Raw genomic sequence first — 12,027 nt, 5'->3', positions numbered from 1 at the left:
GGAAACCGCACCATGTTCGCTGCAATCGGATTGATGGCCTGCCCCAACCTCGCCGTACCGGCCGAGGTGATGAGCCACATCGTCGATGTCGAATCGGGTGCCAATCCGTATGCGATCGGCGTGGTCGGCGGCCAGCTGGAACGCCAGCCGAAGAATCTGGCCGAGGCACTGGCCACCGTGCACATGCTCGATGCCAAGGGTTACAACTATTCGCTGGGGGTGGCGCAGGTGAACCGCGCCAACCTCGGCAAGTACGGCCTGGACTCCTACGAAAAGGCATTCGACGCCTGCCCCAACCTGGCCGCGGGTGCACAGATTCTCGCGGCGTGCTACGCCAGCTCCGGCGGCAACTGGGGCAAGGCCTTCAGTTGCTACTACTCGGGCGATTTCGTCACCGGTTATCGCGACGGCTACGTGCAGAAGGTGTACGACTCCATCAACCGCGGCAAGGGTACGGAAGCCGGCGCCGACGATCCCCGGGCCATCCCGCTCAAGTCCGTGGCCACGACCTCAGTCACCAGCGCCGACAAGATATCGACGCCGCCGCCAGGCAGTCCCGACTACCGCGTGGCCATCAGGAGCGTGTCGTTCTTCTCGACGAAGGCCTATCCAACAGCCACCGGCGCTCAAGCCTTGGATCAAGCCGCCGCGGCACTGACCGGTGTAGTGCTGGATGCCGCCAGGATCACCACCACTCCCCCGGCAACAACAACGACGACGACGGCGATGGCGACGGCGACGGCGGCAGTGAAGCCAACCGCAACAACCGCCCCTTTGCCAGCCTCCGGGCCAGCCAACAACACGTCAAATAACACCACGACCGGCTCCTCGATCTTCGTGCCACAGGTGACCGGGCCAAATGATCCGCTGCCGGCACCGGCATCCATCCCCCCACCGGCCAAGTCGCCGCCAGCGACATCCACGATCGCCAACGTCACCGGCAGTACCCCAGCTGCCCATCCACAGGAGCCCGGCGATGCCGCCTTCGTTTTCTGAAGCCGCGATGCACTCCATCGCGTGCACGACACATCCAAAGTTTGCGGATCGCAAGTCCGCGTCGGTGGCCGCATGGCCGCAAACCCGCCTTGGAATACCCAAGGCACCCTGCAGTGAATCTGGCTGCATACCACGCAGCTTCCCCTGAAGCGGCTCAGGCCTGAGCGCGCATGTTCCACAACCACCCAAGGAAATCCGACATGGCACCGAACCAGATCGTCACCGACAGCCTCCTCCGTTCCAGCCGCGCCCGCCTGGGCACGTTCCTGTACCTGGCCGTGCTCATTGCCTTGATCGTACCGAGCATCGCCTTCGGCCAGGATGCCACCGAAACCATTTCCACCACCTGCAACTTCGCCAACAACGTCAACAAGATCCTCAACGCCATCTCCATCGTGGTGGTGACCATCGCGGTGGTGTTCTCCGGCTACCAGATCGCCTTCGCGCACAAGCGCATCGGCGACGTCGCTCCCGTGCTGATCGGCGCGGTGCTGATCGGTGCGGCCGGCCAGATCGCCAAGATGTTCCTTGGCGGCACTGCGGGCAGCTCGTGCAGCGTGCAATCGGCGAGCCTGATTTCGCACGCGTTGAGCCACTATGCATAAGAACGCACTGTTCCGCGGCTGCACCCGCCCGCCCATGTTCATGGGCGTGCCCTACATACCGTTCTTCTTCGCGGTGGGCGGGGTGTTCCTGCTGTCGGTGTACACCAACTTTTTCTATCTGCTGCTGATCCCGCCGGTGATCTTCGTGATGCGCCAGATGGCGCGTCGCGACGAGATGATCTTCCGGCTGCTCGGGTTGCGGCTGCAGTTCCGCACCCGGGTTCGCAACCTGCGCGAACACGATGGCATGTGGGTGTTCACGCCCAACAGCTACCGCGGCCAGTCGAAAGACAAAACGTAAGCCACCAAGGCGCCCTGGCATGCCGGGGCACCGTTTCGGATCGACATCATGTCCAAGCCCAGCTTCATCCCAGACACCGCGATCAGCGAATTCGTCACGTTGTCCACCCATGTGTCGCCCACCGTGCTCAAGACCACGGGCGGCGATTACCTGATGGTGTGGCGTCTGGGCGGCTTGCCGTTCGTGGGGCGCGAAGAATGGGATCTCGAGCACCGCCACAACACCTTCAACCGCATGCTGCAGACCCTGCGCGCGCCGGACTTCGTGAACGTGGCGTTCTGGGTGCACGACATACGCCGCCGCCGCCGCTTCAAGGATCACGGCCGCTTCGCGCAAATCTTCAACCAGAGCATGTCGGACGCGTATTACGGCGCGCTCTCCGCGCAGAAGCTCATGCAGAACGAGCTGTACCTCACCCTGATCTACCGCCCCATCGTCGAAGGCAAGCGCTTCGCCGAGAAATCCGGCGACATCACCCGGCTGGAGTCCGAGCAGCTGCAGGCCGTCAACACCGTGCTGGAACTGGCGGGCAACGTCGAGGCCGTGCTTAAGGACTACGCGCCATATCGCCTCGGCATGTACGAGGCCAGGAACGGCGTGGTGTTCTCCGAGCCGCTGGAACTCTACGGCTACCTGCTCAACCGCATCGACGAGCCGGTGCCCGTGCTGCCCGCGCCGGTCTACAGCTACCTGTCGGTCAGCAAGCACCGTTTCTCCGCCAAGACCGGCGACTTCGTCATCACCTCGCCCGACGGCGCCAACCAGTTCGGCGCCATCCTCAACATCAAGGAATACACCGACGGCACGTATCCGGGCATCCTCAACGGGCTGAAATACCTGGATTTCGAATACGTCGTCACCCACTCGTTCAGCCCCATGGGCCGCCACGACGCGCTCAAGGCGCTGGATCGCACCAAGGGCATGATGATCTCCTCCGGCGACAAGGCCTTCAGCCAGATCGCCGAGCTGGACCACGCCATGGACCAGCTCGCCTCCGGCAACTTCGTGCTTGGCGAGTACCACTTCACCATCGCGGTCTACGCGCCGAACCAGGAAACGCTCTCGCAGCAGATCGCCGCCACGCGCGCGGAACTTTCCAACGCCGGCTTCGTCTCGGTGAAGGAGGATCTCGCCGTCACCGCCTCGTTCTACTCGCAGTTGCCCTGCAACTGGAAATACCGCACGCGGCTGGCCAACGTCAGCTCGCTGAACTTCCTCGGCCTCTCGCCGCTGCATAACTTCGCCACCGGCAAGAAAGAGAACAACCCCTGGGGCGACTACGTCACCACGCTGCAGACCACCAACGGCCAGCCCTACTACTTCAATTTCCACGCCACCCACCCGGCGGAAAACTCGCTGGGCGAGAAGGCCATCGCCAACACCATGGTCATCGGCAAGTCCGGCACCGGCAAGACCGCGCTGATCAACTTCCTGCTCAGCCAGGTGCAGAAGTACACGCCGTCGCCCACCATCTTCTTCTTCGACAAGGACCGCGGCGCCGAGATCTTCGTGCGCGCCTGCGGCGGCAACTACCTCGCGCTGGAGAACGGCCAGTCCACCGGCTTCAACCCGTTCCACTGCGAGCGCACCGAGGCCAACGTGCAGTTCCTCGCCGAGCTGATCAAGGTGCTGGCCGGCAAGAGCGTCTACAGCTCGCGCGAGGAGGAGGACATCTTCCGCGCCGTGGAGAGCATGCTCGACACGCCGATGCGCCTGCGCAACATGACCAACTTCCAGAAGAGCCTGCCCAACATGGGCGACGACGGCCTCTACGTGCGTATGCGCAAGTGGACGGCCGGCAACTCGCTGGGCTGGGTGTTCGACAACCCCGTCGACACCATCGACCTCGAGAAAGCCAACATCATCGGCTTCGACTACACCGACATCATCGACAACCCCGAAGTGCGCGTGCCGGTCATCAACTACCTGCTGCACCGGCTGGAGGCACTGATCGACGGCCGCCCGTTGATCTACGTGATGGACGAATTCTGGAAGATCCTAGACGGCAAGGGCGGCCTCAAGGAATTCGCCAAGAACAAGCAGAAGACCATACGCAAGCAGAATGGCTTGGGCATCTTCGCCACCCAAAGCCCCGAGGACGCGCTGGCCAGCGACATCGCCGCCGCGCTGATCGAACAGACCGCCACCATGGTCCTGCTGCCCAACCCCAACGCCAGCCGCGAGGACTACGTCGAAGGCCTCAAGCTCACCGAAGCCGAATACCAGGTGGTGGTAAGCCTGGACGAGCGCTCGCGCTGCTTCCTCGTCAAACAGGGCCATGCGAGCGCAGTGTGCCAGCTCAACCTGCGCGGTATGGACGACGCCTTGTCAGTGATCTCCGCCTCCACCGACAACATAGAAATCATGCACCAAGTGCTGCAACAGCGCGCAGCTGCCGAAGGTGTCAACGTGGACGACCTGCGCCCCGAACAATGGCTCAACGACTTCTACGAAAACCGCAAGGGCAGCGGCAAGGCTAGGCCCATCCCGCCTCCCGCCAACAGCACCGCTCGTGCGGCCGCACGCTAAACCCGTGTCTCCGACAGAGTCAGATAAGGAGTGCGCCATGATCAACCCACCCGTCCGTTCGGCATATTCGCGCCCGTTGCGCATGCGTCAGGCCACGCTGCTTCTGGTCCTACTGGCAGTCCTCTCTACCGGCACCGTCCGGGCGCAGGACGAGGTTGCCGTCAGCGACCAGACCGTCAGAACCAACACCGGCGACATCAAGAGCAATACCCGCGACATCAAAAGCAACACCAGCGACATCAGCAAGCAGATCGGCGGCAGCACCTCCGATGGCTCAGACACCGTCAACGGCCACCTCAAGTTCATCGACAGCATCTCCAACGGCGACGCGCCTGCCAGTTCCAGCAGTGCGGTGGCGCCACCGAAAGTGGCTCTGGTCGATATCAGCGCCGACACAAGCACGTGCAGTGGGGTGGCCACTCAGCAGCAAACCAACTGCCAGGACATCATCAATACCGAGAATTCGCAGTATCAATACATGAAGGCGATGTACGACATCACTACATCCCGGGAAAACGACCTGAAGGCCCTGATCCGCGCAAGGCAGAACATCGGTGCGGAAGAATTCGGCAAGCTGGCGGACAACACCAACAAGTTGATTGCGTTGCGCGCCCAGATGGATATCGACCGTCAGCAGATGGAATCCGCCTACTACGCTTACACGACGCGCCTGCGCTACCTGCAGAAGCAGCAGGCACAACTCGCTGATGCGGCGAACAAGGGCGGCAGCACAGGCATCATTCAAAACACCATAAGCCAGATAACTTCCGGCGCCATACTCGCAGGTGCGTTGTCCGTGCCGCAGACCAACAACGGCGCCAAAAAACTGAGCATCGAGGACAGCAATGGGTTCTGACACGTCGCTGGCGTATTCCATCGCCAGGCATGGCTCGCCTGCATGCCAGTGGAATGCGCGCCTGGCCCAGGGCAATTCGAAGCCAGCCTGTACGGCAAGGGTGATTTATGCCTGATCTCGGCAAGTTCGTCTTCTTCACCATCATCAACAACTATCTCTCCAACCAGATCAACAGCTTTCAATGGGATCTGTTGCAGAGGACCAGCATGGTCATAGGTGCCGTGGCACTTGTCGTGCTCACGATCTGGATCGTGTTCCACGGTTACCGCATCATCACCGGCCAGTCGCGCGAACCGATGATGGCGCTGGTGGGCGACTCGCTCAAGGCGGTGCTCGTCGTCGGCATCGCCACCAGCATGGCCGGCGGTTCCCAGCAGTTGTACTGGGCCCTTTCCGACGGCACCTCCGCCGCCATCGTGCAATTGGTCACCGGAAAGAATGCCAGCCCGTTCCAATCCATCGACGACAACCTGGCTGCCATGCAGTTGGGCATGAGCACCATCGACACCATCGAGGATGGTGGCAATGCCAGGGTCGCCACGGATCTCACCCGCGACAAGTGGATGTCCGGCGCCGGCGTCGCCGGCCCGGCAGTGATCGCCGGCGCACTGCTGCTGCTCAACAAGATCGCCCTCGCCCTGTTCATCGGCTTCGGTCCGATGTTCATCATGTGCCTGCTGTTCAGGCAGACCGCCCCGCTGTTCCAGAAATGGCTGCTCTACGGCATCGGCACCGTGTTCTCGCTGGCCGTGCTCAGCGTGATGATTACCCTCTCCATGCAGATGCTCACCGCCATCACCGCCTCGTACATCGCCCAGTACGTCGCCTCGATGGCCACGCAAGGCGGGCTGTCCACCGACGGCCTCAATTCGATGGCCTTGCAGCAGGGCGGTATCGGCTTGATCCTCACCACCTTGATCATCTCCGCCCCGCCCATGGCCGCCGCTTTCTTCCAGGGCACGTTGGGGCAGGTGAACTTCTTCAGCCCGTTCGGGCGTATCGGCGAGGGAATGGCCAGTTCACGACAGCAGATGGCGCTCGGGACACATCGGTATCAGGCGTTGCCGCCGGGGAATGCAAACACCACAGTTGATCCAAATTCGAAAGCTGGAAACACTCCTCAAATCACCGGCCCAAGCGGCTTGGCAGCGGGCGGCGATACGGTGAAGTCCTACAACCCCAATATAGGGAGGTTCGGCGGATGAAACGATGGTTCTCCATCTCATTGCTCGGCACCCTGCTCTACGTGTCGATCCCCGGCCACGCACAGCAGTGCGTCTATGGGTCACAAGATGGTGGCCAGTGCGTACCGGCGGACCAGGTACCCGGCTACCAGGAGAGCTTGCAAGATCCACAAGCTCGACCGCCGAGGCCTCAGCTTCGATGGGCCGATCGTTGGGGCGCCATCGCCATCGACGATACCTCCAGTGTCGGCGTCTCCGAGAACCAGACCAGCAAGTCCGCTGCGATTGCTGAAGCGCTTCAGCGTTGCGCATCAAAAAGCAATAACCAAAGCTGCAAAATTTCACTTGCTTATTACAACCAATGCGCCGCACTGGCTTGGGGAACAAAATTCGAATCAACTGCAGGTGCATTACATGCAGAAGATGCTCAGAAAAATGCACTAATTAGCTGCTCCAAAGGAGCATCCGACTGCAAGGTCGTTTACACCGCCTGCGCCCTCCCCGTTCGCGTCCAGTAATCCCTACCCCCTGCAACGGAATGAACAGGAGACCTGCCATGAAGCCGCACGCCCTTTTTACCGCCCTCGCCCTCGGCACCGCCGCCAGCCTGGCCACGGCCCCCGTGCACGCCCAGGGCAACGTCTGCGCCAGCTTCCTTTGCATGGCCGGCAAGACCCAGGGCAAACAGAATGTTGCCGGCTGCATCGCCCCGGTCCAGGCGTTCTTTTCCCCCAGCCTGTACATCTACGATGAAGAAGGCATCGACTGGCCCGCCACCGCCATGAACCGCCAACAGTGGCTGTCCCAGTGCCCCGGCAGCCAAGGCAAGAACTCCGGCATCCTGACCACCATCATCGCCGAGTACGGCATGCGGGCTTCCGGCTGATCCGCTCCAAGATCTGGAGTCAGGCCCACTTATCCACCCACTAATCGTCTGATGACACAGTGCGAAGCGGACTCTGTATTCCCATACATCCGCAACTTCCACATCTTCGGCTACGACCATGGTACGCAAGAACATGAAAATGAATCCGACCCGGTTTTTCGCAACCTCATGCACTGTCGGACTCTGCATGGCTGCGATTGTCGCTGGCTGCAACGCGCAAGGCGCTGCCCAGAATCGAGCTCCCATCGCTCCTTCGCCGGCATCCACCGCCACACAAGGAAAACCCATGGATGATTTGAAAGCCTTCGTTGGCAACAACCGCCTGCTGGATTCCAAGACAGGCGACCTCGATGACAGCGGCAGACCGGGCGCCTTGCTGGTGCTCGATCCACTCGCAGAAGGCTTTGGAAAGCTGGGCGAAGGCCCGTCACGCACGGTGCTGCTGCTCGTGCGCAATGCCTCTGGGCAGCTGGAGAAAGCCGCCCAAAACGCCAAGATGGTGCCTTGTGCGCAATGTGGCGGCATCGCCGGCGACCCTTACAGCTACGCGCAAGTGAGCAAGGGCCAATTTACCGTGGTGACCGAAGGCGGCTCACGCGAACATTGGTCGAACGAGTACACCTTTGCCTACGCGCCAACGCAAAAAGACTGGCAACTACATGAAGTGAAGCGCGAAGTGACTGACCAGGAAACAGGCAAGCACAAAGCATTGGACCTGACGCCAAAGGATTTCGGCACGATGCGCTTTCAGGATTTCGACCCCGCGACCCTGCCGGAGGTCACGCTGCCTTGAATAGGCAATCCCTGTCACGACCCGCGGAGATGTTGCAGACAGTGAGCACAGTCACCCCTTCAGGAATTCGGTGAGGAGTTACTGCATGGCTACCGATAGAGAAACCCAGTTGTTGCAAAGCGCCTACCAGGCGGGCATCAAGTCGCCGAAGGAACTGGCGAATTTCATGGCGCAGGTGAACGCCGAGTCTGGCGGGCTCAACAAGCTGGACGAAAGTTTCCGCTACACCACGGGCATTTCGCAGATCCCGGTGAAATATGCCCATCGTGAGGGTGACGCGGCACTGGAAGCGGCTCGTGTGAATGCCCTGAAGGGGTACCCCGAGGAACTGGCCCGGCTGATGTATGGCGGGCGCAATGGAAACAACGACACGACCGATGGATATACCTACCGCGGGCGCGGCTATATCCAGCTCACCGGCAAAGACAATTACGAGGCCGCCGGCAAGGCCTTGCATCTTGACCTGGCACGCGACCCCGACCTTGCAGCCAAACCCGAGAACGCCGCCAGGATCGCCGTGTGGTATTGGCAGAATCGCGTGCCTGACATGGCCCATGAAGACGTCAAGGCCGCGACCATGGCCATCAATGGCGGCTATAACGGCTTGGACACGCGGCAAACGCAGTTCGCCAAATGGGAAAAGACCCTCACCCCGGAAACGATGCGGCATCTGGCCAAAGACGAGGCCATCAGTCTGCCGACGAAACCAGCTGCGACGCATGCAGCAAAGCACGCCGACTTGGAGCCAGGCGCCCGTGGCGACAACGTCAGGGAGCTGCAATCGGAATTGGCCGCATTGGGGTACAAGGACAGCAGAGGCCACCTGTTGAGGACGGATGGCAACTTCGGTCCGGATACCCGCCATGCCGTGGAACGCTTCCAGCACGACCACCGCCTCACCGTGGACGGCAAGGTCGGCCCGCTGACCCGGCAGTCCATGCACTCGGTGCTGCAACAGCACGCCGCCGCTCGTGATCTGAGCGATCCGAAAAACCCCGACCACGGCTTGTTCAAGCAGGCACTTTCTGGCGTGCGCACGCTTGATGCACGGGGCCAGCCTACCGAGCAGCAGCGTCTCAACCTTGCCGCCGCGCTGGTCGTTGAAGCCAAGCGTGAAGGTTTCGTGCGCATCGACCAGGTGGCCCTCGGCGACAACGGCCATCGCGTCTACATCGCCCAGCATCCGGCATCGCCGATGGAAATGGCGAAGTTGGGTTCCATCGATACCGCAACGGCCCTGCAGACGCCGATGGCCCAAAGTGCCAGCCTTGCCGCAACTGCCCCGGTGCCATCCGTCGCGCCACCGGCGCCGACCGTTCAACCGTCCACGCCATCCCAAGCCATGACCTTGTGATGCGAGCGGGTTGTCGGTGATGCCGTGTCTATCCATGCTTGCTCACCACGGCTGTCGCGTTGCCACGGCGCAAGGCGTCGCGGTGATGACTGCCATGCAGTTGGGCACGGGCACCATCGACACCATCGAGGATGGCGGCAACGCCAAGGTCGCCACGGATCTCACCCGCGACAAGTGGATGTCCGGCGCCGGCGCCGGCGTCGCCGGCCCGGCGGTGATCGCCGGCGCACTGCTGCTGCTCAACAAGATTGCCCTCCAATCCCCGCATCACCATTCAGACGTTCAACAAGGCATCGAAGGATGAGCCAGGGAAAATTGATTTTTGCGGTGACGTTGCTCGTGGCCGCGCTGCTTGGCGGCCTCTACCTCGCCGATTGGCTGGTGTTGTGGCTGCTCGACCTGAGGAGCGCGCCCTTGGCCTGGAACACTTGGTGGCAGTACCTCCAGGTGGCCACCCTGCCGCAGTACGCGCCTTATGCCGGCAAGATCAAGCTGGCAGGTGGCCTCGGCTTTGGCCTGCCCTTGCTGGCGTGGCTGCTCCTGCTGATTCCGCTGTGCCGACGCAAAGTGGAATCGCTGCATGGCGATGCCCGCTTCGCCGGCCTGCACGACCTCAGGAAAGCCGGGCTGCTCACGCAGACTCCGCAGGGCATCCTCGTCGGCAAGTACAAGGGGCGCTACCTGTGGTTGAACGGCACCCAGCATGCCATCGCCATTTCGCCTACCCGCTCGGGCAAGACCACCAGCATCGCCATTCCCGTGCTGCTTTCCTACGCCCAGTCGATGGTTGTGCTCGATCTCAAGGGCGAACTGTTCAAGGCCACCAGCGGCTGGCGGGAAGCGCAAGGCCATGCCATTCGCGTGTGGGCACCCTACGACGATGCTGGGAACACCCACCGCTTCAACCCGATGTCCCTCATGGCCGAGATGGATCCCGGCAAGCGCCTCGGCGAAATCCAGACCATGGCAGCCATCCTGTACCCGGATGAGACGGGCAAGGACCCCTTCTGGACCAGCCAGTCGCGTGCCGCCTTCACCGCCTTTGCCTCCTTCATGTTCGAGGTGTGGGACGGCCAGGTGCTGGCCCAGCAGTGCGCGGGCACTCCCTCGTCGCTGCGGCTCGATGCGAGCACCTCGGTTCTGTTCCCCAGCCTTGAACGCATCCTGCGCCTTTCCAGCGGCATGGACGGCAAGAGCATCAAGGAAACGCTGCAGCAGATACTCGCCGACCCGGCCTATGCATGCGTCAGCCCGCAGACCCGCACCGTGTTCGGCAATCTGCTGGGATTGGCCGAGCAGACCTTCTCCTCGGTCATCGCCACGGTGCAGGCGCCGCTGCAGCAATTCCTGAGCCCGATCCTGGCGGCCGCCACCAACGCCACGGATTTCGACGTGACCGCGTTGCGCAAGCGTCCCACCACCCTCTACGTAATCATCCCGACCAACAAGCTGGACGAGAGCCGCAAGCTCCTGAACATCTTCTTCAGCACCGTGATCGGCGCCAATCTAGGCAAGCAATTGGGTGAGGAGCCCGACCTCAAATATCAGTTGTTGATGCTGATGGACGAATTCACCGCCATGGGTCGTGTGGACGTCTGGGCCAAGCGCATCTCGATCTCTGCCAGCTACGGTGTACGCGACCTGTGCATCGTGCAGAGCCGGTCGCAGCTGCGCTCGGCCTACGGCGACCACGACGCGCAGAACTTCATCACCAACCACGGCGCGCAGATCGTGTTCGCCCCGCGCGAACAGGCCGACGCCAACGAATACAGCGAGATGCTCGGTTACAAGACGGTGCGCATGAAGCAGCGCAGCGAAAGCCGCGGCCGCGACAGTCACCAGGTGTCGACCAGCTACAGCGACGAAAAGCGCGCGCTGTTCCTGCCGCAGGAAATCAAGGAGCTGCCGCAGGACGAGGAGATCATCTTCTACGAGGGTTGCAAACCCATCCGCGCGCACAAGAACTGGTTCTTCAAGGACAAGGTGCTGCGGGAACGGGCAAGCGCTCCGCCGGTGAAAATCGAGGCAGCTGCGCAGCACTCGCCGAGAGGAGCGACGATTGTGGCAAACGTCGTCCAGCCGCAAGGCGAGCAGGCTGCACGATGGCTGGCGCAGTGAATCGAGCGGACGCGCTGACGCTGCGCCGGCCGGCATCGATGAAGACGCCGTGGAGAACAAGTTCCTCGGGATGCACACCCTGTCTCAGGATGTGGGCGTGGATGCGACGAGCAGCACGGCATCATGTGCTCCACGACGGCATCGGAACCACGGCCGCCGGGCGTGGCGGCGTCAAAGTGCCTCCGCCCGATCCGCGGCACTCCATCCAGCACGTCCCGCAGCGCGACCAGCAGCGGCCCCATTGGAACGCCTTGTTCCAGGCGCATGGTGCGGCGATCCAGAAAAAGCAAACGCCCTCACCGGGGAAGGTGAGGGCGTTTGAGGGATAAAGCCCCTGGCGGTGACCTACTCTTGCATGCGAGGTGCACACTACCATCGGCGCGGCTGCGTTTCACTTCCGAGTTC

Annotated in this window: 12 protein-coding genes; all 12 read left to right on the top strand. The window is 62.0% G+C overall.

What is annotated here, in order from left to right:
- Window positions 1-12: 12 nt before the first annotated feature.
- The 12 genes from ABQJ56_RS15280 (at window position 13) to ABQJ56_RS15225 (ending at window position 11,622) form a co-directional block, all read left to right on the top strand.
- The gene (locus ABQJ56_RS15280; protein ID WP_367845882.1) at window positions 13-996 is read left to right on the top strand and encodes a lytic transglycosylase domain-containing protein; all 984 of its coding nucleotides are present in this window, start codon (window positions 13-15) and stop codon (window positions 994-996) included.
- A 200-nt stretch (window positions 997-1,196) separates the two neighbouring features.
- On the top strand, window positions 1,197-1,601 hold the full coding sequence (locus ABQJ56_RS15275; protein WP_367845881.1) for a TrbC/VirB2 family protein: 405 nt from the start codon (window positions 1,197-1,199) through the stop codon (window positions 1,599-1,601).
- Window positions 1,594-1,902, top strand: coding sequence for a VirB3 family type IV secretion system protein (locus ABQJ56_RS15270; protein ID WP_192165171.1), 309 nt, complete (start codon window positions 1,594-1,596; stop codon window positions 1,900-1,902). Before ABQJ56_RS15275 ends, ABQJ56_RS15270 begins: the two co-directional genes overlap by 8 nt.
- Before the next feature lie 48 nt (window positions 1,903-1,950).
- Window positions 1,951-4,431: a VirB4 family type IV secretion/conjugal transfer ATPase gene (locus ABQJ56_RS15265; RefSeq protein WP_367845880.1), complete on the top strand. Its 2,481-nt coding sequence runs from the start codon at window positions 1,951-1,953 to the stop codon at window positions 4,429-4,431.
- A gap of 37 nt (window positions 4,432-4,468) precedes the next feature.
- The gene (locus tag ABQJ56_RS15260; protein WP_367845879.1) at window positions 4,469-5,287 is read left to right on the top strand and encodes a hypothetical protein; all 819 of its coding nucleotides are present in this window, start codon (window positions 4,469-4,471) and stop codon (window positions 5,285-5,287) included.
- A gap of 107 nt (window positions 5,288-5,394) precedes the next feature.
- The gene (locus ABQJ56_RS15255; protein WP_367845878.1) at window positions 5,395-6,492 is read left to right on the top strand and encodes a TrbL/VirB6 family protein; all 1,098 of its coding nucleotides are present in this window, start codon (window positions 5,395-5,397) and stop codon (window positions 6,490-6,492) included.
- Window positions 6,489-6,989 carry a DUF4189 domain-containing protein gene (locus tag ABQJ56_RS15250; protein WP_367845877.1) on the top strand — a complete coding sequence of 167 codons (501 nt, stop codon included), beginning with the start codon at window positions 6,489-6,491 and terminating at the stop codon, window positions 6,987-6,989. The genes ABQJ56_RS15255 and ABQJ56_RS15250 overlap by 4 nt, the downstream gene beginning before the upstream one ends.
- A gap of 38 nt (window positions 6,990-7,027) precedes the next feature.
- On the top strand, window positions 7,028-7,357 hold the full coding sequence (locus tag ABQJ56_RS15245) for a hypothetical protein (protein ID WP_367845876.1): 330 nt from the start codon (window positions 7,028-7,030) through the stop codon (window positions 7,355-7,357).
- A 286-nt stretch (window positions 7,358-7,643) separates the two neighbouring features.
- A complete protein-coding gene (locus ABQJ56_RS15240) occupies window positions 7,644-8,150 on the top strand; it encodes a hypothetical protein (RefSeq protein WP_367845875.1) in 507 nt (168 codons plus the stop codon).
- A gap of 85 nt (window positions 8,151-8,235) precedes the next feature.
- Window positions 8,236-9,504 (top strand): XVIPCD domain-containing protein, encoded by a 1,269-nt coding sequence (locus ABQJ56_RS15235; protein WP_367845874.1) that lies wholly within the window; start codon window positions 8,236-8,238, stop codon window positions 9,502-9,504.
- 34 nt (window positions 9,505-9,538) lie between these two features.
- Entirely contained in the window at window positions 9,539-9,808 is a 270-nt protein-coding gene (locus ABQJ56_RS15230; RefSeq protein ID WP_367845873.1) for a hypothetical protein, read from the top strand.
- Window positions 9,805-11,622, top strand: a complete 1,818-nt coding sequence (locus tag ABQJ56_RS15225) for a type IV secretory system conjugative DNA transfer family protein (protein ID WP_367845872.1) — start codon at window positions 9,805-9,807, stop codon at window positions 11,620-11,622. The genes ABQJ56_RS15230 and ABQJ56_RS15225 overlap by 4 nt, the downstream gene beginning before the upstream one ends.
- The last annotated feature ends 405 nt before the right edge of the window (window positions 11,623-12,027 follow it).

Origin of the sequence: Rhodanobacter geophilus, from assembly GCF_040812275.1 — a bacterium.
GTDB lineage: Bacteria > Pseudomonadota > Gammaproteobacteria > Xanthomonadales > Rhodanobacteraceae > Rhodanobacter_A > Rhodanobacter_A geophilus.
The sequence above is the reverse complement of the archived record's forward strand: the minus strand, read 5'-3'. Positions and strand labels throughout refer to the sequence as shown.

Excerpts from the sequence above, each read along its gene's own strand:
- ABQJ56_RS15280 (WP_367845882.1), top strand. The coding sequence starts at position 13 with ATGTTCGCTGCAATCGGATTGATGGCCTGCCCCAACCTCGCCGTACCG.
- ABQJ56_RS15275 (WP_367845881.1), top strand. The coding sequence starts at position 1,197 with ATGGCACCGAACCAGATCGTCACCGACAGCCTCCTCCGTTCCAGCCGC.
- ABQJ56_RS15270 (WP_192165171.1), top strand. The coding sequence starts at position 1,594 with ATGCATAAGAACGCACTGTTCCGCGGCTGCACCCGCCCGCCCATGTTC.
- ABQJ56_RS15265 (WP_367845880.1), top strand. The coding sequence starts at position 1,951 with ATGTCCAAGCCCAGCTTCATCCCAGACACCGCGATCAGCGAATTCGTC.
- ABQJ56_RS15260 (WP_367845879.1), top strand. The coding sequence starts at position 4,469 with ATGATCAACCCACCCGTCCGTTCGGCATATTCGCGCCCGTTGCGCATG.
- ABQJ56_RS15255 (WP_367845878.1), top strand. The coding sequence starts at position 5,395 with ATGCCTGATCTCGGCAAGTTCGTCTTCTTCACCATCATCAACAACTAT.
- ABQJ56_RS15250 (WP_367845877.1), top strand. The coding sequence starts at position 6,489 with ATGAAACGATGGTTCTCCATCTCATTGCTCGGCACCCTGCTCTACGTG.
- ABQJ56_RS15245 (WP_367845876.1), top strand. The coding sequence starts at position 7,028 with ATGAAGCCGCACGCCCTTTTTACCGCCCTCGCCCTCGGCACCGCCGCC.
- ABQJ56_RS15240 (WP_367845875.1), top strand. The coding sequence starts at position 7,644 with ATGGATGATTTGAAAGCCTTCGTTGGCAACAACCGCCTGCTGGATTCC.
- ABQJ56_RS15235 (WP_367845874.1), top strand. The coding sequence starts at position 8,236 with ATGGCTACCGATAGAGAAACCCAGTTGTTGCAAAGCGCCTACCAGGCG.
- ABQJ56_RS15230 (WP_367845873.1), top strand. The coding sequence starts at position 9,539 with ATGCTTGCTCACCACGGCTGTCGCGTTGCCACGGCGCAAGGCGTCGCG.
- ABQJ56_RS15225 (WP_367845872.1), top strand. The coding sequence starts at position 9,805 with ATGAGCCAGGGAAAATTGATTTTTGCGGTGACGTTGCTCGTGGCCGCG.